At 37.5% G+C, this 21184-nt stretch carries 22 protein-coding genes and 2 riboswitches; of the genes, 7 read left to right on the plus strand and 15 right to left on the minus strand.

Annotation, left to right across the window (positions count from 1 at the left end; genetic code table 11):
* Positions 1 to 48 precede the first annotated feature (48 nt).
* Positions 49 to 1020, plus strand: a complete 972-nt coding sequence (gene menC / locus A6B43_RS01380) for an o-succinylbenzoate synthase (protein WP_124210807.1) — start codon at positions 49 to 51, stop codon at positions 1018 to 1020.
* 85 nt (positions 1021 to 1105) lie between these two features.
* On the opposite strand, the gene A6B43_RS01385 is transcribed toward menC, so the two are convergent.
* From A6B43_RS01385 to A6B43_RS01420, 8 genes are all read right to left on the minus strand, one after another.
* On the minus strand, positions 1106 to 1642 hold the full coding sequence (locus A6B43_RS01385) for a lipoprotein HlpB (protein ID WP_124210808.1): 537 nt from the start codon (positions 1640 to 1642) through the stop codon (positions 1106 to 1108).
* A gap of 125 nt (positions 1643 to 1767) precedes the next feature.
* Entirely contained in the window at positions 1768 to 2958 is a 1191-nt protein-coding gene (locus tag A6B43_RS01390) for an FAD-dependent monooxygenase (protein WP_124210809.1), read from the minus strand.
* Position 2959: 1 nt separating this feature from the next.
* Positions 2960 to 3820 carry an RNase adapter RapZ gene (rapZ, locus tag A6B43_RS01395; RefSeq protein ID WP_124210810.1) on the minus strand — a complete coding sequence of 287 codons (861 nt, stop codon included), beginning with the start codon at positions 3818 to 3820 and terminating at the stop codon, positions 2960 to 2962.
* A gap of 3 nt (positions 3821 to 3823) precedes the next feature.
* Positions 3824 to 4351: a PTS sugar transporter subunit IIA gene (locus A6B43_RS01400; RefSeq protein WP_176672536.1), complete on the minus strand. Its 528-nt coding sequence runs from the start codon at positions 4349 to 4351 to the stop codon at positions 3824 to 3826.
* 63 nt (positions 4352 to 4414) lie between these two features.
* Positions 4415 to 5140: an LPS export ABC transporter ATP-binding protein gene (lptB, locus tag A6B43_RS01405; RefSeq protein ID WP_124210812.1), complete on the minus strand. Its 726-nt coding sequence runs from the start codon at positions 5138 to 5140 to the stop codon at positions 4415 to 4417.
* A gap of 8 nt (positions 5141 to 5148) precedes the next feature.
* Entirely contained in the window at positions 5149 to 5667 is a 519-nt protein-coding gene (gene lptA, locus A6B43_RS01410) for a lipopolysaccharide transport periplasmic protein LptA (protein WP_124210813.1), read from the minus strand.
* Between the two features lie 14 nt (positions 5668 to 5681).
* A complete protein-coding gene (lptC, locus tag A6B43_RS01415) occupies positions 5682 to 6287 on the minus strand; it encodes an LPS export ABC transporter periplasmic protein LptC (RefSeq protein ID WP_124210814.1) in 606 nt (201 codons plus the stop codon).
* Positions 6288 to 6423: 136 nt separating this feature from the next.
* Positions 6424 to 7464 (minus strand): extracellular solute-binding protein, encoded by a 1041-nt coding sequence (locus tag A6B43_RS01420; protein WP_124210815.1) that lies wholly within the window; start codon positions 7462 to 7464, stop codon positions 6424 to 6426.
* 265 nt (positions 7465 to 7729) lie between these two features.
* Positions 7730 to 7813, plus strand: a riboswitch (glycine riboswitch).
* A 2-nt stretch (positions 7814 to 7815) separates the two neighbouring features.
* Positions 7816 to 7914: riboswitch (glycine riboswitch) on the plus strand.
* A 111-nt stretch (positions 7915 to 8025) separates the two neighbouring features.
* Here A6B43_RS01420 and A6B43_RS01425 point away from each other — a divergent pair.
* The gene (locus A6B43_RS01425) at positions 8026 to 9387 is read left to right on the plus strand and encodes an alanine/glycine:cation symporter family protein (RefSeq protein WP_124210816.1); all 1362 of its coding nucleotides are present in this window, start codon (positions 8026 to 8028) and stop codon (positions 9385 to 9387) included.
* A 91-nt stretch (positions 9388 to 9478) separates the two neighbouring features.
* On the opposite strand, the gene rlmC is transcribed toward A6B43_RS01425, so the two are convergent.
* The 6 genes from rlmC to A6B43_RS01455 form a co-directional block, all read right to left on the minus strand.
* Positions 9479 to 10663 carry a 23S rRNA (uracil(747)-C(5))-methyltransferase RlmC gene (rlmC, locus tag A6B43_RS01430; protein WP_124210817.1) on the minus strand — a complete coding sequence of 395 codons (1185 nt, stop codon included), beginning with the start codon at positions 10661 to 10663 and terminating at the stop codon, positions 9479 to 9481.
* Positions 10656 to 11693 (minus strand): beta-N-acetylhexosaminidase, encoded by a 1038-nt coding sequence (gene nagZ / locus A6B43_RS01435; RefSeq protein WP_124210818.1) that lies wholly within the window; start codon positions 11691 to 11693, stop codon positions 10656 to 10658. The genes rlmC and nagZ overlap by 8 nt, the downstream gene beginning before the upstream one ends.
* 45 nt (positions 11694 to 11738) lie before the next feature.
* Positions 11739 to 12467, minus strand: coding sequence for a TerC family protein (locus tag A6B43_RS01440; protein WP_124210819.1), 729 nt, complete (start codon positions 12465 to 12467; stop codon positions 11739 to 11741).
* A gap of 88 nt (positions 12468 to 12555) precedes the next feature.
* Complete coding sequence (gene mutH / locus A6B43_RS01445) at positions 12556 to 13236, minus strand: DNA mismatch repair endonuclease MutH (protein WP_124210820.1); 681 nt, start codon at positions 13234 to 13236, stop codon at positions 12556 to 12558.
* A gap of 58 nt (positions 13237 to 13294) precedes the next feature.
* A complete protein-coding gene (recN, locus tag A6B43_RS01450; protein WP_124210821.1) occupies positions 13295 to 14974 on the minus strand; it encodes a DNA repair protein RecN in 1680 nt (559 codons plus the stop codon).
* A 97-nt stretch (positions 14975 to 15071) separates the two neighbouring features.
* A complete protein-coding gene (locus tag A6B43_RS01455) occupies positions 15072 to 16259 on the minus strand; it encodes a BaiN/RdsA family NAD(P)/FAD-dependent oxidoreductase (RefSeq protein ID WP_124210822.1) in 1188 nt (395 codons plus the stop codon).
* A gap of 173 nt (positions 16260 to 16432) precedes the next feature.
* On the opposite strand from A6B43_RS01455, the gene rsmE reads away from it, so the two are divergent.
* The 3 genes from rsmE to ruvX are packed head-to-tail and all read left to right on the plus strand — an operon-like array spanning position 16433 to position 18138.
* Positions 16433 to 17167: a 16S rRNA (uracil(1498)-N(3))-methyltransferase gene (gene rsmE, locus A6B43_RS01460; protein WP_124210823.1), complete on the plus strand. Its 735-nt coding sequence runs from the start codon at positions 16433 to 16435 to the stop codon at positions 17165 to 17167.
* On the plus strand, positions 17168 to 17725 hold the full coding sequence (locus A6B43_RS01465) for a YqgE/AlgH family protein (protein WP_124210824.1): 558 nt from the start codon (positions 17168 to 17170) through the stop codon (positions 17723 to 17725).
* The gene (gene ruvX / locus A6B43_RS01470; RefSeq protein WP_124210825.1) at positions 17725 to 18138 is read left to right on the plus strand and encodes a Holliday junction resolvase RuvX; all 414 of its coding nucleotides are present in this window, start codon (positions 17725 to 17727) and stop codon (positions 18136 to 18138) included. Before A6B43_RS01465 ends, ruvX begins: the two co-directional genes overlap by 1 nt.
* Before the next feature lie 99 nt (positions 18139 to 18237).
* On the opposite strand, the gene A6B43_RS01475 is transcribed toward ruvX, so the two are convergent.
* A complete protein-coding gene (locus A6B43_RS01475) occupies positions 18238 to 18798 on the minus strand; it encodes a YtfJ family protein (protein WP_124210826.1) in 561 nt (186 codons plus the stop codon).
* A 202-nt stretch (positions 18799 to 19000) separates the two neighbouring features.
* On the opposite strand from A6B43_RS01475, the gene yajC reads away from it, so the two are divergent.
* Together yajC and secD are read left to right on the plus strand one after the other, a co-directional pair.
* Positions 19001 to 19294, plus strand: coding sequence for a preprotein translocase subunit YajC (gene yajC / locus A6B43_RS01480; RefSeq protein WP_124210827.1), 294 nt, complete (start codon positions 19001 to 19003; stop codon positions 19292 to 19294).
* 42 nt (positions 19295 to 19336) lie between these two features.
* On the plus strand, positions 19337 to 21181 hold the full coding sequence (gene secD, locus A6B43_RS01485) for a protein translocase subunit SecD (protein ID WP_257792856.1): 1845 nt from the start codon (positions 19337 to 19339) through the stop codon (positions 21179 to 21181).
* Positions 21182 to 21184 lie beyond the last annotated feature (3 nt).

Genomic DNA, 21184 nt, shown 5'->3' on the forward strand with positions numbered 1-21184 from the left:
TGAATCAAGTACAAGCGGTTATTTCATCTCTATTTTTGTAGGTACATAATGCGAAAAGCTAGGCTCTATCATTATCAAATTCCACTTAAAGTAAACGTGGTACTGCGTTACCGACCTATGACACAACGACAAGGGTTACTTGTGTGCTTGGAAGAAAAAGGAAATATGGGATGGGGAGAAATAGCCCCTCTCCCCCACTTTAGCCAGGAAGATTTGGATATTGCAGAACTTACTTTACGCCATTGGATCAACCAATGGGAAAAAGCACTAAACCCAAGCATAGAAAATTTACCGCCGTCCGTTGCTTTTGGGTTAAGTTGTGCATTGGCAGAGCTGTCGGGAACATTAGCTATGCAAGGTAACTATCAAACTGTCCCCCTGTGTAAAGGGAATCTTTCTGAATTTGCCGAACAATTACACGAGCAGAAAACCTCAATTGCTAAATTAAAAATTGGCTTCGATCCAGAACACGATGGAAAAATGGTAGAAGATTTCTTACACGCTTTTCCCTATTTAATGCTACGGCTTGATGCAAATCGTATCTGGCAACTCCCTCAAGCTGAATTATTTGCTAAACAGATTTCACTTAAAAACCGCAAACGTATTCAATTTATTGAAGAACCGTGTCAAACACCTGAACTATCTCAACAATTTGCCATTCAACAACAAATAGCAATTGCCTGGGACGAAAGCGTGCGAGAAAGCTCATTTACTATCAAAAAAATGCCTTATCTAACCGCTATTGTATTAAAACCAATGCTAATCGGTTCTATACAAAAATGTATAAAACTGATTGAGCAGGCTCATCAGCAAGGAATGCTTGCCGTTATAAGCTCCAGTATTGAGTCTAGCCTTGGACTTTCACAATTAGCTCGTATAGCCTATCAATATACGCCTAATACCATTCCAGGATTAGATACATTAAATTTAATGCCCGTACAACTAATACGACCTTGGCAAGGCTCATCTTTACCTATTGTAAACATTACCAGCCCTTTTATTACACCACTAAAAGCCTAACCTAGAGATAAAAAACAAAATAAAAAAGCCATTTCCAAAGAAATGGCTTATATCATTTTGAAAATCTAATAATAAGATTACTCAATTATTTTACGAATTTTTTCTGTAATTCAAGTTGAGTTTGTTGTAATTCAGCACCCAATTCGATCAATTTCTGTGCTTTTTCTTGTACTAATTTTTGTACTTCTGGGCTTGGTTGTGCAGCAGCATTGACCCAAGTTGAAATTAATTCATTAGAAAGAACTAAACTCTCTTTGGTTTTAGCTTTAAATGCAACAACATCTGGATTAGTTACATTTAACTCGTCTAAACTTTTTAGCACATCTGCAACTTGTGCTTGGAATGCTTTAAAACCTTCATCAATTTTAGATTGATCTTGGCTTTTGATACCTTGTTGAAGATCATTTTGTGCTTGGTTTAATGCAGTTTCTTGTGCTGATTTCCAAGCTAAAAGTTTCTCAAAATCAGCAACACCTTGTGCATCTGCAGGAGTATCCGCTGTTTTTGCTACTGATGATTGAGCCGCTTCTGTTTTTGTTGCAGTATCTGTCGCAGGTTTATCACAAGCACTTAAAAAAATTGAAAAAAGTGCAGCCAGGCTAATTTTAGTAAATTTAGTCATTAAAAATTCCTTAAATAAAGAGAAAAATCTATCATTGAAAATGATGTTATTGCCTCCGATAGACACGAAACAATATAATTAGTTCAAAGTACAATTCAGATTAAATCTGAACGAATAAAAAACAATCAAAACTGTATTGTTTGTTCAATAAAAAATTTTTTGATCAACGTACTTTCATTTGCCAGACGTAAGCCGGTTCCCCTCAATAATTTTTTTACAGGGTTATTGCTTTCAAATAATGATTTTAATCCTTTCATTGCTACCAATACTTTTACTGCCTCTGCTTTTCGCCTACGCTCAAATCGACGTAGATGGCGATACTCACCAATATCATTACCTAACAATAAATGCTGTTTTAATTCGTTAGCTAGCATAATCACATCAGCAAAACCTAAATTTACCCCAAGCCCTGCTAAAGGGTGAATAGTATGAGCTGCATCACCTACAATGACAATACGAGGTTGAGCAAAATCACGAGCATAACGTGCCACAAGCGGGTAGATTGCCCGAGAACTTTGCACTTCACACAAGCCAAGCTGGTTATCAAATGCAATTGTTAAGGCTCTATTAAAAGAAATTTCATCCATTTCATTAAATAATTTCGCTTGTTCTGGCGGTAATGACCACACAATAGAACAAAGATATTCATTATTTAGGGGTAAAAAAGCGAGAATATTTTCAGGCGAAAAAACTTGACGAGCCGTTCGTTGATGTTGTTCGGTTGTTTTAACATTACACACTAAAGCAGTATGTTGGTAATCTTGACTCATTAATGGTATTTGACTTTGCTCACGCACCCAAGAATTTGCCCCATCGGCTCCAACGACTAATTTTGCTGATAACATTTCTCCTGAGGCTAAAGTCAAAAATGCTCCATTATCGCTAACACCTAAACTTGTTGGCTTATCATATAAAATTTCAACATTTTTCTGTTGCTGAATAACCTGCCATAATGCTAATTGAATTTGTTCATTTTCAACAATCACCCCCAAATGTTCCAAACCCAATTGCTGAATTAATGGATCGTGATTATCAAAATGAATATGAGCAAAACTATCTTTTTCCCAGACATTCATCTGCATATAGGGGGAAAGACGCTCACAAGGAATTTTTTGCCAAGCCCCTATTTTCTGTAACATCTCTTGACTTGCCAAATTTATCGCACTAACTCGATGAGAAATTTTATTTTCTTTTTGAGATAAATTGGGTTTATGTTCTTCAATCAATATGATTTGACAATCCGTTTCTGCTAGTAACCCTGCTAATGCCAATCCAACCATTCCGGCACCAACAATAACAATATCTACATTTTTCATATTATGATTTCTTATGGTATTTCTCTAAACTACGATGGCGGACTTGTACATTTTTATTACGACTCGCAAAGAATTTAGCTAACTGTTCTGCAATAAATACGGATCGATGCTTCCCTCCTGTACAGCCAATCGCAATAGTTAAATAACTTCGATTATTTTTCTCTAATGCAGGTAGCCACATTTCTAAATAATTACGGGTATGATAGATAAAATTATTAACTTCTGTTTGTTGCTCTAGAAATTCAATGACAGGTTGCTCTAAACCTGTCATTGAACGAAGATCAGGATTCCAATGGGGATTAGGTAAAAACCGCACATCGAAAACATAATCAGCATCCGCTGGCACGCCATACTTAAATCCAAAAGACTCTACGACAATTTTTAACTCTTTTTCTGCTGAACCACGCAACAACTCACGCAAATTTTCAGCTAATTCGTGGGCTGAAAGCGAAGTTGTATCAATAATATAATTGGCTTGTTGGAAAAAAGGATCAAGCAATTTATTCTCTAATTCAATCGCACTTTCCAAAGACTGTCCTTGGCTTGATAGTGGATGAAGACGGCGAGAATCACTATATCGGCGAATTAATGTTTTTCGTGCACAGTCTAAAAAAATTAATTTTGCTTGAATTTTCTTAGGCAACTGGTTCAATATTAACTCAAGTAAGGTTGGATCTTCGGGTAAATTACGGACATCCAAGCTAATTACCGTAGATTGATCAGATTTTGCTAACAATTCTGCTAACTGGGGAATTAACGGCAAGGGGATATTATCCACACAATAATAACCAATATCTTCCAACGCTCTTAATGCGACCGATTTTCCTGCCCCCGATCGCCCACTGATGATTATCAGCTCCATAAATTAATCCATTTTTTGTTCAAGTTGGGTTTCTGCTTGTTGATCAGCATAACTGAAAATTGACCAAATTTCTTCTATTGATGTTGCTGCTCGGAGCTGTTTTAATAATACTTTGTCGCTTAACTGGTGAGCAATATTCATCAGCCCCCCCCGATATTGCTCACAATGCTCCTCTGGAAATAAAATAGCATAGACAAGATCAACTTCCTTATGATCTTCCGCTTCAAAATCAATTGGCTTGGCAAGCTGTAAAAATACAGCAATGGGCTGCTTTATCGTTATATGATTATTTTGAGGTAATTTAGTATGGGGTAATGCAACACCATTATTTAATGCCGTTGAGCCTAATTTTTCTCGCTTAAACAAGTTACTAAAACATTCCAAAGGACATACCGTATTCTCAGTTTGAGTAGATTGAGCATTCGCAATATCAGCAACTAATTTACCAATTAGCTCTAATACACGCTTTTTGCTAGACAGCAAGACACCCTGTTGAATATATTCAAGGCTAAGAAATTGTGTAAGTTTCATCATTTTATTTATAAAAGGTTATTTTAGGTCATCTAATAAATGCTCTAAAAACAACCAATTAATTTAAAGTTTAAATTGATCACCTAAGTAAACCCGTTTTACTTCAGGGTTTTCTAACACTTCCGTAGGCGTACCATTTGCAATCATTTGCCCATTACCAACAATATAAGCACGTTCACAGACGTCAAGGGTTTCACGTACATTGTGATCAGTAATCAATACGCCTAATCCCCGTTCTTTTAGATTGACAATAATTTTCTTAATATCAATTACAGAAATCGGATCAACCCCTGCAAAAGGCTCATCTAACAAAATAAATTTGGGATTAGCTGCTAATGCTCTGGCAATTTCAACACGACGACGTTCACCACCAGATAATGACTGCCCCAGGCTATTACGAATATGTTCAATATGAAACTCTTCGATCAATTCATTAGCACGAGCCTTTCGTTGCCGATCGGAGAGATCCTTACGCACCTGTAATACAGCCATTAAATTATCATACACACTTAAACGGCGGAAAATAGACGCCTCTTGGGGTAAATAGCCAATCCCTTGTTTTGCTCTATCGTGCATTGGCAATAAACTAATATCTAAATCATCAATGCGTATTTTGCCTTGATCGTGGCGAACTAAACCAACTATCATATAAAAAGTAGTCGTTTTCCCTGCACCATTTGGACCGAGTAGCCCAACAATTTCACCTGATTTTACCGATAAGCTAACATCTTTTACAACTTGACGATTTTTATAGCTTTTCGCCAAATGTTCTGCATAAAGTACTGACATTTTAGCCCCTATTTTTTCGGACTCTTAATCTTATTATCTTGTAATTGAGTAGGAATTAGCACAGTTTTTACCCGTGTTTTTCCACCACTTGTTGCTTTTAATTGCTGTTTTTTTACATCATAAGTAATGCGTTCTGCTTTAATAAAACTATCTAGCTGTTTTAGTTCTGCATTACCAATTAAAGTTAAAAACTCACTATTAAGATCGTAAGTTACTCCATTTGCTCGTCCATTAACAGGTTTACCATTATCTAACGTTTGTTGAAATGTAACGGGTGAACCGCTTGCTTCAATTTTTTCTTTTTTATTTTCTTGACGGGTAATTTTCACTTTTCCTGCATTAATTTTAATTGATCCCTGCGTAATCAATACATTATCAGTGAAAATAACAACTTGCTGTTCCATATCTAAGGATTGGCTACCTGATAAAATATCAATAGGTTTATCCGTATCACCTTTTAAAGCGTAAGCAGATAAGCTTAGTGAAAATAAAGCGGTAAGAAGTAAGGCTTTTTTTGCAAATTTCATTTTATATCCTTCATTTATTTTTTCTCTGAGCCTGTTTGTTGCTCAGTCTGTTTAATGACAGTCGGTTCAATATATGTTTTAACATTCTTAGTTAATGTTGCTACCTGCTTTTTTAAATTGCCGACAAGCCCTGTTCCGGTAGTCGTAAATCCCATTCCTGAAGATTTTACAACACTCTCTGTATTAATATCCTGCGTAATTAAATTTATTGAAAGACTTTCTGTTTCAATCGAATTTAGACGTGAATGGGGATCAAGCCCTTCAATTTTTACATTACCTTTTAACGTTAAAATTTTATCTTTAGTAATTTCTGCATAATCTGCTGTAACTTTCCACTGCTTTAATTTCGTTTCTACATCAAAAAGATTAAGTAATGGTTTTAAAAATTCTGTGCGTTCCGTTGTTTCAAAACGCTTGATTTCTTGTGCTTGTGCAAAATATTGAGGCTGCCCTTTCAAATCATACACGGTGGTTGTCATTTTTCTCCCCGTATATTCTGGTTCTCCTTCACGTTTTACTAAGTTCGCTAATGCAGGATTATCACTTTCTTGTTGGCTAATATACCAGCCACCTAAAACCGCAACAATCAGCAATAAAATCAGATTTAAGCGAGTATTCATTTTATCTCTTAACTCAAATAATTTGTGAAATTGTAGCACAACTTTTAGTGCTAATATAGAAACAAGCCATACAAAAAAATAGCTTAAAAAGAAAAACCCCAAGCGCATTGCCTAGGGTTTTTAAATTAAATCAATATTATTTAGCAGCTTTTAGCTCTTGATAATATTTTTCATAAATTTCAATTGCATCACCCACATCATCTTGCCATTGGCTATTTTTGAGGATATCCGATGGTGGATAGATAGCAGGATCTTCCGTAATTTCCTTAGGCAGAACATCTAACGCTTTCATATTTGAAGTTGGATACCCAATAGCTAACGTTAATTTTTCTGCCACTGGAGCACTTAATAAATAATTGATCAACTTATGTGCCGCTTCTGGATTTTTCGCATTTGAAGGAATTGCTAAATTATCCACCCAAAGCACTGGACCTTCTTTTGGATAAATCATATCAACTGGAGCTTTTTCTTTCTTCGCAATACGAACTGAGCCATTCCATAATTGACCTACATTTACCTCACCTGAAATAAATGAATTTGCAGGGTTATCCGAACTAAACGCCAATATATTTGGGCGTAATTTTAATAACTCTTCATAAGCCGCTTTAATTTCAGCAGGATCAGTTGTATTGGGATTTTTACCTAATTTAAGCAATGCAATATTGAAAACTTCTCGTACATCATCTAATAGCTGTACTTTATCTTTAAACTCTGGCTTCCATAAATCGGCCCAAGAAGTAAATTCAGCACCTTTATATTCAGTGGTATTAAATGCAATACCCGGTGCACCTAATAACTGTGGTAATGAATATTTATTACCTTTATCGTAAGATTTATCCAACCAATCTGGATTTAACTCTTTAATCACAGGCAATTTACTATGATCAAGTTCCATTAGCATACCTTCACGAGCCATTTTAGATACAAAATAGTTCGTCGGTGCGATAACGTCATAACCACCATCTTTGCCTTGAATCTTCAATTTTGCATACATTGTTTCATTAGATTCAAGACTTGAAACTTCAACTTTAATACCGGTTTCTTTGGTAAACTGGTCTAATAGACCTTCTGGTACATATTCTGTCCAAGTGTAAAGATGCACAGTTTCATTTGCTGCCATTGCATTTGCACTAAACAACACCATACCAGACGTTAAAGCCACAGCCCATTTTTTCATTTAATTTTTCTCCAAATAATGAGTAAAAAGAAGCGGTTGGATTCCTCCAAAATTTACGAACTCTTGTCAATCCTAGCAGATAACAAAAGCCTCGCTATTCTAGCCCACCCCCCATATTTTGCAATAAACTTATACAATTTTCTTAATTAAATTTACACTTTTTATAGTGATTTAACATAAAGAACGCTCTATTCAATATGAAATGATTGACGAATAAAAAAGAATTGCTACAATTTGCCATCTCTTTTTAAAGAGAAATGTTCGGATGAAGATAGCTGGAGAGTGGGGAAAACCCCACACCGACGAGGCAAACTCTTTCAGGTGCGAAAGCGAGGACAGCTATTGGACGAACCCTTGGAGAGATCCACTCTGCTAATTAAAAATAAGCAGAAAATGGACGCCGAAGGCGCAAGCGAGAAATCGTGAAACGCTCAGGCAAAAGGACAGGGGAGAAAAGTTTAAGACAAGCGGTTACTTTAAATAAAAATTTTACATTTAATTTAAAGCACTCGTTTCGTGTTCTTTTCTTTCCTTGTAAGCAGTTTTTACGAGGAATATCAAATGTCTATCGACAACATTCTAAATACACTTGACAGCATTATTTGGGGTCCCCCTCTACTTATCTTACTCTCTGGAGTAGGCATATATTTCACATTCAAATTAAAATTTATCCAAATTTTTAGTTTGCCTCGTGCATTCGTCTATATTTTTCAGCCTGAAAAAGGCAAAAATCAATCAGGCGATATTTCAGCATTCGCTGCCCTTTCAACTGCTCTCGCCGCCACTATCGGTACAGGTAATATCGTTGGCGTTGCTACCGCAATCCAATCTGGTGGACCTGGTGCATTATTCTGGATGTGGCTTATTGCCTTATTTGGAATGGCCACAAAATATGCAGAATGCCTTTTAGCAATAAAATTCCGCACCAAAGACCGTGATGGCTTTATCGCAGGCGGTCCAATGTACTACATTGAGCTCGGGCTTGGTAAAAAATGGAAATGGCTAGCAAAACTATTTGCTATTTTTGGCGTAACCGTTGCCTTATTTGGTATCGGTACATTTCCCCAAGTAAATGGGATCACCAACGCCCTACAGGATACATTCAACGTACCAATTAGCATTACTGCCGTAGTACTTACGATTACAGTTGCTGCTATTATTTTAGGTGGAGTGAAACGAATTTCTAGCATTGCTAGTGTCATTGTTCCTTTTATGGCAATCGCCTATGTAACTGCTTCTGTACTTATTTTAACGCTCAATTTTGACAAATTACCTGCAACAATTGCATTTATTTTTGATGCTGCATTTCGTCCAGAATCTGCCATCGGGGGGGCTCTTGGTTTCACCGTTACTCAAGCTATTCAATCAGGTGTTGCTCGAGGAATATTCTCAAATGAATCAGGGCTAGGCTCTGCGGCTATCGCTGCAGCTGCTGCACACACTAAAGAACCTGTTCGTCAAGGGCTTATTTCAATGCTCGGCACGTTTCTTGATACCATTATTGTTTGCACTATGACGGGGTTAGTTATTGTGCTAACAGGAACGTGGAAAGGACCAGAACAAGGCGTAGAACTGACTAATCTCGCCTTTTCCCAAGGACTCGCCAGCCAAATTGGTGCAATAATTGTTACTATTGGACTGATTTTCTTTGCGTTTACTACTATTCTTGGCTGGTGCTATTACGGCGAACGTTGTTTTGTTTATCTCATAGGTGGGCGTACAAAAGGAATTAAATTCTACCGCTTTATTTTTATTGCACTGATTGCCTATGCGCCATTTATCCAACTCAATACAATTTGGACCTTAGCAGATATTGTCAATGGGCTAATGGCATTTCCAAATTTAATTGCATTGATTGGACTTCGCCACGTTGTCGTTGAAGAAACTCGCAGTTATTTTGAACGGTTAAAACAGCAAGTTTAAAGATAAAATCTTCTAAATAAAATCAACGTTTGTCAAAATTTATTAGAATTTAGTCAAACGTTGATTTTAATATTTTTAATTAAAAACAATATTAGTTTACTGATTTACGCACCAACAGAGTCAGCACTTCATAATGTGCTGTATGAGGGAACATATCAAATAATTGAATTTTTACTAATTCATAATGAGTTAAAACTGCAAAATCTTTTGCCATTGTTTGCGCATTACAGCTTGAATAGATTAAATAGGTTGATCCTAATTGATTAAGAAATTCAGCTAATGGCTTACCAATACCACGGCGAGGTGGATTGACAATCACAAGTTCTGGCACATAGCCGTGATGATTTAACGCAAATTGTGCAGAATCTAATGAATCAAAATGAATATTTCTCAGCCCTAATTTTTGTGCGGATTGCGTTGCACTTTCAATCGCTGAAACTGAGATTTCAATACCTGTTAAACTCGCTTTCGGATTTTTCTTTTGTAAACTTGTTAAACAATGCAATCCAAAACCGCCCACACCACAAAAGAGATCCCAAAAGTGCGTAATAGGTAGGTCTTCCGCCCAATGCTGAGCCGTTGCATAAAGTTGTTTTGCCACAGAAGGGTTAGTTTGAAAAAAGCCTTGTGGACGAATAAACAAAGGAATTTGGTTAAAATATTCTTCCAATACTCGTTGCGGGGTCAGGAAAATTTCTTGTTCCCCTTCTAACACAGCAGAATGTTGCGGTTGAATATTTAGACTTACCACCGAATTTTCAGGTAATTGCGCAAGCAAAAAGGGCAGCTCTCTCTCAACAAGCGGGCGTTTTAGCTCACTTTTTAGCACAAAGCGGATCATCACAGACTGATTATACTCACTTTGCGTTAGCAAAATATATTTCAGTTCACCCCGTCTTCTTGCAATGTTATAAGGCACAAGCCCTGCTCGCCCAATAAATATTTTTAAGATAGGAAATAAATGCTGAAATGTAGCAGGATAAAGTAAACAATCCGTCAAATCAACTGCTGTTTGAGGATCATTTGGATCAGTTAAAATACCTAAAATCGGTTTTTCTACACTCCCCGAAACAACCATTTTTGCCTTATTTCTAAAATGAGAAATTGGCGATAACACAGGCGATAACATTTCACTTGTAGGTAAAAAATAAGGCTGAACTAACCGCTTGAGATCTGCTATTTTTTGCTCAATTTGTTGTGGGTAAGGTATTTCTAACCATTGGCAAGAAGTGCATTCTCCCGCATCAAAATGTGGACAGTCTAACTGATTAGCCATTTAATGCTTTCCACTCAAGCCATTGGGTTTGTAATCTTGACAAAGCTTGACTTGCTTGCTGCCAACGAACACTCTTTTCCAATTCTCGCCAACTAACTTGTTTACGTTTCATCAAGCTCAAAGCTCGTGATTGTTGAGATTTTGTAGGTTGATAATGCAAATTATCTAATACTTGCACTACGCCTTGTGGCTCATTACAGAGCAAAAGCAAATCACAACCTGCATTTAAGGCTTTTTCACAACGCTCAACATAATTTCCCATAAAACTCGCCCCTTTCATTCCAAGATCATCAGAAAAAATAGCGCCCGTAAAATTCAGTTTCTGGCGAAGTACTGTTTTTAGCCAATAAGAAGAACCACTTGCAGGCTGGCTATCGCACTGTGTATAAACGACGTGAGCAGGCATTATGGCTGAAAGTTTTCCTTTTTGGATTAGGTGTTGGAACGGCAGAATATCACTAGAAAAGATTGCCTCTTTTATACGTTCATCAAAAGGTGTTTCTAAATGAGAATCCGCTAAAACGTGTCCGTGCCCAGGAAAATGTTTACCTGTGGTTGCCATTCCCATTTCAAGCATTCCATCAATGAAAGTTTCAGCAATCGACAAAACTTGCTTAGAGCTTGCTCCAAAAGCTCTGTCACCAATTACACTAGAATTGTGTCCTAAATCAAGAACGGGGGCAAAACTAAGATCAATATCTAATGCAAACATTTCTGCCGCCATTAACCAACCGGCTTCTTTGGCATATTGTTGCTGTATTTCTAATGTTGGCAATAATGCACTAAATGCTTGCATTGCAGGTAATTGAGTAAATCCTTCTCGAAAACGCTGTACTCTTCCACCTTCTTGATCAACTGTAATCAATAACGGTTTTTTAACTCGCTGACGAATAGACTTAACTAATGCTTGAATTTGTTCACGACTGTGAAAATTACGGGTAAAAAGTATTAACCCCGAAACAAGAGGGTGTTCTAATAACTCCTGCTCTTCGGCAGTTAGTTCCTTACCTATTAAATCAATTAATAACACTTTAGCTCCAATAAAAATGCCCTCAATATTGAGAGCATTTTACAACTATTTTTGATGTTTTGCTTGATTGCGTCGCATTCTAATATTTAATAATTCTACGATGACTGAAAAACCCATTGCAGTATAAATTGCTGATTTTGGAATATGGATACTAAACCCTTCGCCCATTAAGGTAACACCAATTAAAATTAAGAATGCAAGGGCTAAATTTTTGATAGTTTGGTTACGATCAACAAAATCACCAATAGATTTTGCTGCTAACATCATCACCCCGACTGCAATCATAATAGCAATGACCATCACAGGGATATCATCTGCAATTCCCACTGCTGTAATAACAGAATCAAGGGAAAACACAATATCTAAAATCGCAATTTGGATTAACACCATCAAGTAATTAGCTTTTTTGGCTGATGGATTCTGATCATCGTGAGTTTCACCACTGATCGCTTCTTTTAGCTCCATCGAACTTTTAATGATAAGGAATAATCCACCTAAAATTAAAATTAGATCACGTCCTGAAATTGCTTTATTCATCAAGGTAAACAAGGGATCAACCAGGTGCATAATCCAAGCTAGTGATAATAGCAACAATACTCGGGTGATCATTGCCAAGCCTAACCCAATAATTCGAGCCGATTGGCGTTGTTTCTCAGGTAAACGACTAACTAAAATACTAATGAAGATAATATTATCAATGCCTAATACAATCTCTAATGCCGTTAATGTTAATAAGGCTACCCAAGCTTCAGGGTTTACAACCCATTCAAACATACTTTATTCCTTACTTTAGTTGAAAATAAACAAGCCAATTCACCGCTTGTTATCAAAGCGAGCAATCATATAGAGAATGTTCAATAAATTAAAGGGTTGAAGATAAAAACTTTTGTAAAATCTCAGTAGTAAAACCTTTACGCAGATAGAAACCAAGAGGTAACGAATAAATGTTATTTCCATCTTGATTAATTGCTCGAGTTAATGATTGCCGATTTCGCCCTTTTGGACGTAACTGTAGCACTTCCCCTAATGTTGCATTAATTTCCGTTAATTTACCAAAAACAATAAGCTCCATCAGCTCTTCCCAATCCTGCCGTAAACGCTGCTCTTGTTCTTCAGTCGGAGACCATAAAATAGGCATACCCACTCTCCGTTCAGCTAATGGAATTTCACGCCGACCTTCAATCGGTATCCATAATACTTTTTGTAATTTATGGCGAACGTGAGAGCTTTGCCACGTAATACCGTGATTTTGTGTTAAAGGGGCGAGACTTACAAACGTTGTTTCAAGCGGTAAACCTTTCTCATTCACTGGAATTGTTTTTAATTCAATCCCTAAATGAGCAAAATCTTGTTCTGCTTTGCTCCCCGCTTTTGCGCCTAAAGCCGTTTCAATTAGAATACCTACCCAGCCCTTATCACGGCGTAAATCAAGAGGAGTCGGTATATTTAACTGCTCAGCAATTTCCCCTAAGGTAAATCCGGACAACCATTTTGCTTTGCTTAAAAGCTCTGCTTCTGTATTCGAAAAAGTGGAAAGTTGCATAATGGCAAAAAAGTAGTGAAATCTAACCGCTTATTCTAATCAACTATTGCCCTGAGTACTACTCAATTTCTGCTAACGCTAACATCTCTTGAGCATTTGCTAATACCGCTTCAGTAATTTTACTACCGCCAAGAAGCCTTGCTAACGCACTTACCCGATCTTTCGGAGTAAGTAAACTCATTTGCGTTTCAGTTTCATTATTTTCAACAAATTTTTCTACATTAAAGTGGTGGTTTCCATAGCTTGCCACTTGCGGTAAATGGGTTACGCATAATACTTGGCATTTTTTCCCTAACTGACGTAATAACTTACCCACCACTGTTGCCGTTGGCCCACTAATACCGACATCAACTTCATCAAAGATAATCGTAGGGGTAGATAATTTATTCGCCGTTAAAACTTGCACCGCCAATGAAATACGGGAAAGTTCTCCGCCTGAAGCGATTTTAGCCAATGGCTGTGCCTGTTGTCCTAAATTACTGCGTAAATTGAACTCGACAACATCTGCTCCCGCCGGTGAAAGTTTCTCTAAATTATGTTGAATATCAATAAAAAATTCACCATTTTCCATTGCTAACTGTTTAATTTGTTGAGTAACCTGTTCTGCTAATTTTTGCCCTGCCTCACACCGCTTTTGATAAATTTGCTCTGCTAGTTGAATACATTTTTGGTGGGCTTTCTGTTCCTCTGCAATCAGCTGTTCTTCGTTATCTTCAAAATCTAATAATGTTTGCAACTCTTGTTGTAATTTTTGGTGGTGTTGCCATAACGTTTCGTTCGTAATATGGTGCTTACGAGCAAGTTGAATAGTTTTACTAATTCGATTATCTAATTCATCAAGTAATGCTGGGTCTTGTTCAATATTACCTGCTAAGTGGCTAATTTCCGAACTTGCCTCCTGAATTTGGATTAAAGCCTCATTCAACATATCCAATGCAGATGAATAATGGCTATCCATTTCGACCAACCCTTCTAAGTCCCGAATAGCACGATACAACATTGTATCGATATTCAGATCATTGTCTGATAATGCTCCCATAACAGATTGGGAAACATCAAGCAACTGTTCCGCATTCGCCAAACGAGCTTGATCTTCTTCGAGCTGTTCAAATTCTCCCTCTTTAATTGCAAACTCATCAAGTTCTTCTACCTGATATTGCAATAATTGCTTACGGGCTTCGTTTTCTTGGCACTGTTGCTGAAAATTTTTGACTTGTTTATGTAACTTCCGCCAGCTCTGGTACTGTTCTGCCATTTCAGCGAGTAATGGATGCAAATCCGCATAATTATCTACCAATTCAAGCTGATATTCACTTTTAAGCAATAATTGTGGGGCGTGCTGACCATTAAGATGAATAAGATATTGCCCTAACTCACGCAATTGTGAAATCGGTAAAGGGTGATTATTTACAAAGGCTTTTGAACGCCCTTCAATATTAATCATTCTACGTAAAATACACTCATTAGGATTATCGCTATCCAATAATTCGTGTTCTTTCAGCCATAAAAAAGCAGGGCTATTAGTTTGCATAGAAAACGTTGCAGTAATATCAGATTTATCTGCACCATTACGGATCATACTGCTTTCAGATCGATAGCCCAAACATAGCCCGAGTGCATCAATACCAATTGATTTTCCTGCCCCTGTTTCTCCCGTAATAACCGACATTCCTTCGTTTAATTCCAAGACCAGATGGCGAACAATAGCAAAATTATTGATAGTAAGCTGCGTTAACATAGTCAAAACCTATAACAAATCACTGTATAAGCATATAGTAAAACTGTTTATTTAAACAGTAAAGCGAAATTTGCAAAAAATTTTGTAAACTAATCGCTTATTTTGCCAAAATGCCTTTCGCACACGCCATTGCAGATGACCACGCCCATTGGAAATTATATCCCCCTAGCCAGCCCGTTACATCAAGGACTTCACCAATAAAATATAGCCCTTTGACAGTTTTTGTTTCCATTGTTTGTGAAGATATAAAATTCGTATCAACCCCTCCCATTGTTACTTCAGCAGTACGATAACCTTCTGTGCCATTCGGGGTAAAATGCCAATGATGGATCACTGTTTCTAAGCAACTCAATTCTGTTTTAGTTAATTGAGCGATTGCTTTATCGGCAAATATTTTTTGTTCTAGCCATAATTCCACCAATTTTTTCGGAAAATAGCGACTTAATACCGTTTTTAGCTGTAATTTCGGCGAAGATTGACGTAATTGTTGTACGATTTCTGTAATATTTTCTGTTGGTAGTAAATCAATCTCAATACTTTCTCCCATTTCCCAATAATTAGAAATTTGTAAGATCGCAGGGCCAGATAATCCCCGATGAGTAAAAAGCATTTGATTATTAAAGACTTTATTATGATTAGACACACTTATAGGAAGAGAAATACCCGATAAACTCGCATAGGCTTTATCACTTTCTTTCCAAGTAAAAGGTACAAGGCTCGCCCGAATTGGCACAATCGGCAAACCAAACTGTTCTGCTATTTTGTAGCCAAAAGGTGTAGCCCCTAATCCCGGCATTGAAAGCCCCCCCGTTGCAATCACCAAAGCTGGAGCTTGGTAAATCTCACAAGCGGTCTGAATTTCAAAATAATTTGCTATTTTTTTAACAGAACTCACCGCTTGACGCAGTACAATTTCAACCTCACCTTTACGGCATTCTGCCTGCAATAAATCCACAATTTGTTGTGAGCTTTCATCACAAAATAATTGACCTAATTCCTTTTCGTGATAAGAAATACCATAGCTTACCACTAATGAGATAAAATCCCAGTTGGTGTAACGTGATAGGGCAGATTTGACGAAATGGCGATTTTGGCTTAAATAATGGCTTGCAGACACATCAAGATTCGTAAAATTACAAAATCCCCCTCCCGACATCAAAATTTTCCGCCCTATTTTTTTACCATTATCCAACACAACAACCTTTTTACCTGCTTGCCCTAATTGGGCTGCACAAAATAAACCAGCGGCTCCCGCCCCTATAATTACCACATCATACTGCTTCATTTTTATCCTTTTACATCACTTATGTTTCAGCTATTCTATTCAGAAAATAGGCAAATAATCAAAACTTTTATTCACACTCAAATTGCAAATTATTCAGGATATCTCACCGCTTGTACTTGCGTGAATGCGCCCTGTTCATTACACTTAACCGATTTTTTCTAACCAAATATATAATGAGAATACCAAGAATTTACCACCCAGAGCCCCTTGTTAATCAACAACGCTGTTTGCTTAGTGAAGAGGCAACCAACCACGTTGGACGTGTATTGCGTATGACACAAGGTGATCCATTGATCTTATTTGATGGCTCAAACCATATTTTTTACGCCACGATTGAATCTCTCTCTAAAAAGCAGATCCAAGTAGTGATCAGCCATAACGAGTTAGATAATCGAGAATCTTCCCTACCGATCCATTTAGGACAAGTAATTTCTCGAGGCGATCGAATGGAATTTACTATTCAGAAATCCGTTGAACTGGGGGTGAATATCATTACGCCTCTTTGGTCAGAACGCTGTGGTGTTAAACTTGATACAGAGCGCCAAGATAAGAAAATCCAGCAATGGCAAAAAATTGCAATCGCAGCTTGCGAACAATGCGGACGTAATCGCATTCCTGAAATTCGCCCAATAATGAAACTTACCGATTGGTGCAAAGAGCACGATGAAATGCTGAAATTAAATTTACATCCTCGAGCAAAATATACGCTAAAATCATTGCCTAATGTTCCAACTGCAGGTATTCGTCTCTTAATAGGACCCGAAGGTGGGCTTTCCACTGAAGAAATTATGATGACCGAGCAACAAGGTTTTACAGAAGTATTATTAGGCAAACGGGTACTGCGAACCGAAACGGCTTCACTCGCTACCATTACTGCATTGCAAACCCTATATGGAGATTTAAGCTGAATGGAAAATTTACAAGGTAAACTGCTAATTGCAACGCCAGATATGAATGATGATTATTTTGACCGTGCGGTAATTTATCTCTGCGATCATAATGAACAAGGGGCTATGGGGCTAATGATCAATTCCCCCACCGATCTTTCTGTGATGGAATTATTGGCAAAAATGGATTTTCTAATGGCAAATGAGCGTAATTATAGCCAAGATCAACTCGTTCTTTGTGGCGGTCCTGTAAGCCAAGATCGGGGATTTATTTTACATACCCCAATTAACATGCCTCTTCAGCACTCTTATCCTACCGCAAATGATATTATGCTCACCACATCAGGCGATATTTTAGAAAGCTTTGGTCGGAAAAATTCTCCAAGCCATTTTACCGTCTGTTTAGGATGTTGTACTTGGAAACCTGAACAATTAGAAAGTGAAATCGCCTACAATTATTGGCTTGTTGCGCCAAGCAATATCCATATTTTGTTTGAAACACACTATTTAGATCGCTGGAGTGAAGCACATAAATTGCTCGGTATTGATGGCGTATTAGCTAAAGCAGGACGAGCCTAATGAGCCAAATAGTTATCGCTTTTGATTTTGGTACAAAAAGTATCGGCTGTGCGGTAGGTCAAAGCATTACTAGTACAGCCCAACCATTATCCGCTCTCAAAGCCCAAGACGGTATTCCAAATTGGGACGCAATTGCCAAAATTTTACAAGAGTGGCAGCCTAATCTACTCATTGTTGGGCTACCACTCAATATGGATGGCACAGAACAGCCTTTAACTGAACGAGCAAAAAAATTTGCTAACCGCTTAAACGGACGTTTTAAACTACCCGTACAATTACATGATGAACGACTTACCACCATAGAAGCACGAGCAGATATTTTTGCTCGTGGAGGGTTTAAAGCCTTAAAAAAAGACAAAGTGGACTCTATTTCGGCCTGCTTAATTCTAGAAAGCTGGTTTGAAAGCTCATAACAAGCGGTAAATTCTCATAATTTTTTACTAAAAAATAAAGAAAAGGTGAGAAATGTTTCTCACCTTTTACATAGGTATTTAGGCTAATTTAGTTAGAACTTATTGAGCCACTAATTGTTTTGTTAAATCAATAACTTGTTGAACTTGCGTTGGCGATAATTTTCCCTCTGAGACAAACTGAACTTTGCCATTTTTATCTAATACCGCTATAAAACTCTCTTTGGCTTTTAAGCCCCACGCATTTTTAACACGACTTTTCTGATCTAACACAACAAGACTATGAGGATTATCTAATTTACCTGATTCCACACTATTTTTAACAAAAATCCCCGTTGCAACAATCGCATCATCGGCATTCACAATCGTTGTTGTTTGATATTTAGTACGATCAAAATTAGCTTGACGGATAGCGGTCATTAAAGCCTCATTTTTTTCTTTTACACTCGTTCTACCCGCAATATGTTGTACAATTCGTACCTTTCCCACTAATTCTCCAGAAGACCAATTTTTATAAATAATCTCTTTTCCTTTTACCACCAATTCACCGTCTTTAGTGACATTAACAGCCGGTAAAGACACATTTAACTGGATATTATGTGCAAAAACACTATTTGCTAAAAGAAAGCTGAAAATCCCCGCTTGCAATAGATTTTTTTTCATCTTTTTTCCTTTTCGTTCATTATATGAATTGAATTTTGCCACGCTAGCAACAATATTGAGCTAGTCTATACTGAAACGCTATCATAACAAAGCCGATCAGTCTCTTTTCAGCGAATTTCTACTCGTTTAATTTACAATTTTATGCTATTTTAGCCACCAATTTTCTCAAAATTTATCTTACAACTTTTTAAGGAGCTTAATTATGCAACAAGGTAGCGGAATAGAAATGATCTTTATTTTGGTTATTTTCGGATTAATTTTCTATTTTATGATTTACCGCCCACAAGCAAAACGCCAAAAACAACAACGTGAGCTACTTGCTAGCTTATCAAAAGGCGATGAGGTGCTGACAAGCGGTGGTTTAATTGGAAAAATTACCAAAACAACTGAAAATAGCGATAGTATCGTTATTGCATTAAATGATACAACTGAAGTAACAATCAAACGTGATTTCGTGGTAGCAGTATTACCTAAAGGCTCATTAAAATCCCTTTAATGCTGTTTTCATTCTAACTTTCCTTCTTAAATGGGGCTTATTGTGTTAAATCGCTTCCCTCTTTGGAAGAATCTGATGGTAATCTTTATGGTTGCCATTGGTATTTTATATGCCTTACCAAATTTATATGGTGAAGATCCTTCTGTACAAATTTCGGGTACTCGTGGACAACAAGCTACGACAGAAACCCTCTCGCAAGTACAATCTGTACTCCACTCAATGAATATTGAGCCTAAAGCCGTTAGTTTAGCAAATGGTTCAATTCTAGTTCGTTTAGCAAAAGATGAACAACAACTGCCTGCTAAAGAAAAAATTTCTGAAGTGTTAGGCGATCAATTCTCCGTAGCGTTAAACCTTGCAGCAGCCACACCAAAATGGCTAACTGCTATTGGCGGAGAACCAATGAAACGTGGACTAGATTTACGTGGTGGTGTTCGCTTCTTAATGGAAGTGGATATGAACACTGCATTAGTTAAGCAACAACAACAGCTACAAGATATTATTCGTAACGAATTGCGCAAAGAAAAATTTCAGTATAAAGCGGTGAAAAAGGCCGACAATTTTGCAACTGAAATTGAATTTAGCTCAAATCAAATTGCTGAAAAAGCTGCTCGTTTTCTTCGCCGTACCCATAGTGATTTAGAAGCAACATTTCTCAATCCTGAAACAATCTCTATTGCTCAATCTGCTAAAGGGTTAGCTGACGCTAGAGATTCTGCTATTGAACAAAATTTATCTATTTTGCGTAAACGGGTAGAAGAACTAGGTGTATCTGAACCAACCATTCAGCGCCAAGGAGCAGATCGAATCGTAGTAGAACTCCCAGGAGTACAAGATACAGCTCGAGCAAAAGAAATTTTAGGGGCAACTGCCACACTTGAATTTCGCTTAGTCAATACGAATGCAAATCCTGACTCTGCGGCTCGTGGCATTATTCCTGCTGATTCTGAAGTAAAACTAACTCGTCAAGATGTACCTACAGTACTATATCGCAAAGCGGTATTAAGCGGTGAACATATTATCAATGCCTCTTCAGGCGTTGATGATAAAGGTTTACCACAAGTTAGTATCAATCTTGATAGTGCAGGTGGCGATTTAATGTCCGCAGCAACTAAGAGTGCCGTAGGAAAACCAATGGCAACCCTTTATAGTGAATATAAAGATAGCGGCCGTAAAGATGAACACGGTAAAGTTATTCTCGAAAAACACGAAGAAGTAATCAATATTGCAACGATTAACTCTCGTTTAGGTAGCCAATTCCAAATTACAGGGATCAACAGCCCTGCTGAAGCACAAAACCTAGCCGTATTACTCCGCTCAGGAGCATTAATTGCACCTATTGTGATTGTCGAAGAAAGAACAATCGGTGCATCACTCGGGGCAGATAATATTACTCAAGGTATGAATGCAGGTATACTTGGACTCGTACTTACTGTTCTTTTCTGTTTAGTTTACTACAAAGTCTTCGGTATTTTTGCTGCATTAGCATTGTTTACTAACCTTATTCTCACTGTTGGGCTAATGTCACTCATTGGTGCAACACTCACAATGCCTGGTATTGCAGGGATTGTGCTTGCTGTAGGCATGTCTGTTGATGCCAATGTACTGATTTATGAGCGAATTAAAGAAGAAATCCGTAATGGACTTTCTATTCAGCAAGCCATCAATTCAGGTTATAACGGAGCATTTACCAGTATTTTCGACTCAAACCTAACTACTGTACTAACCTCCGTTATTCTCTACGCAGTAGGAACTGGCCCAGTCAAGGGCTTTGCCATCACTCTTGCTCTTGGCGTAATTATTTCAATGTTTACCGCAATTACAGGTACTAGAATGCTTGTAAACTGGATTTATGGCGGTAAACGTGTGAAAAAACTTTGGATTTAAGGG

Source organism: Vespertiliibacter pulmonis, from assembly GCF_013377275.1.
Lineage (GTDB): Bacteria > Pseudomonadota > Gammaproteobacteria > Enterobacterales > Pasteurellaceae > Vespertiliibacter > Vespertiliibacter pulmonis.

Bases quoted from the DNA above. Each gene is read 5' to 3' on its own strand.
- menC (WP_124210807.1), top strand. From the start codon at position 49: ATGCGAAAAGCTAGGCTCTATCATTATCAAATTCCACTTAAAGTAAAC.
- A6B43_RS01385 (WP_124210808.1), bottom strand. From the start codon at position 1,642: ATGACTAAATTTACTAAAATTAGCCTGGCTGCACTTTTTTCAATTTTT.
- A6B43_RS01390 (WP_124210809.1), bottom strand. From the start codon at position 2,958: ATGAAAAATGTAGATATTGTTATTGTTGGTGCCGGAATGGTTGGATTG.
- rapZ (WP_124210810.1), bottom strand. From the start codon at position 3,820: ATGGAGCTGATAATCATCAGTGGGCGATCGGGGGCAGGAAAATCGGTC.
- A6B43_RS01400 (WP_176672536.1), bottom strand. From the start codon at position 4,351: ATGAAACTTACACAATTTCTTAGCCTTGAATATATTCAACAGGGTGTC.
- lptB (WP_124210812.1), bottom strand. From the start codon at position 5,140: ATGTCAGTACTTTATGCAGAACATTTGGCGAAAAGCTATAAAAATCGT.
- lptA (WP_124210813.1), bottom strand. From the start codon at position 5,667: ATGAAATTTGCAAAAAAAGCCTTACTTCTTACCGCTTTATTTTCACTA.
- lptC (WP_124210814.1), bottom strand. From the start codon at position 6,287: ATGAATACTCGCTTAAATCTGATTTTATTGCTGATTGTTGCGGTTTTA.
- A6B43_RS01420 (WP_124210815.1), bottom strand. From the start codon at position 7,464: ATGAAAAAATGGGCTGTGGCTTTAACGTCTGGTATGGTGTTGTTTAGT.
- A6B43_RS01425 (WP_124210816.1), top strand. From the start codon at position 8,026: ATGTCTATCGACAACATTCTAAATACACTTGACAGCATTATTTGGGGT.
- rlmC (WP_124210817.1), bottom strand. From the start codon at position 10,663: ATGGCTAATCAGTTAGACTGTCCACATTTTGATGCGGGAGAATGCACT.
- A6B43_RS01440 (WP_124210819.1), bottom strand. From the start codon at position 12,467: ATGTTTGAATGGGTTGTAAACCCTGAAGCTTGGGTAGCCTTATTAACA.
- mutH (WP_124210820.1), bottom strand. From the start codon at position 13,236: ATGCAACTTTCCACTTTTTCGAATACAGAAGCAGAGCTTTTAAGCAAA.
- recN (WP_124210821.1), bottom strand. From the start codon at position 14,974: ATGTTAACGCAGCTTACTATCAATAATTTTGCTATTGTTCGCCATCTG.
- A6B43_RS01455 (WP_124210822.1), bottom strand. From the start codon at position 16,259: ATGAAGCAGTATGATGTGGTAATTATAGGGGCGGGAGCCGCTGGTTTA.
- rsmE (WP_124210823.1), top strand. From the start codon at position 16,433: ATGAGAATACCAAGAATTTACCACCCAGAGCCCCTTGTTAATCAACAA.
- A6B43_RS01465 (WP_124210824.1), top strand. From the start codon at position 17,168: ATGGAAAATTTACAAGGTAAACTGCTAATTGCAACGCCAGATATGAAT.
- ruvX (WP_124210825.1), top strand. From the start codon at position 17,725: ATGAGCCAAATAGTTATCGCTTTTGATTTTGGTACAAAAAGTATCGGC.
- A6B43_RS01475 (WP_124210826.1), bottom strand. From the start codon at position 18,798: ATGAAAAAAAATCTATTGCAAGCGGGGATTTTCAGCTTTCTTTTAGCA.
- yajC (WP_124210827.1), top strand. From the start codon at position 19,001: ATGCAACAAGGTAGCGGAATAGAAATGATCTTTATTTTGGTTATTTTC.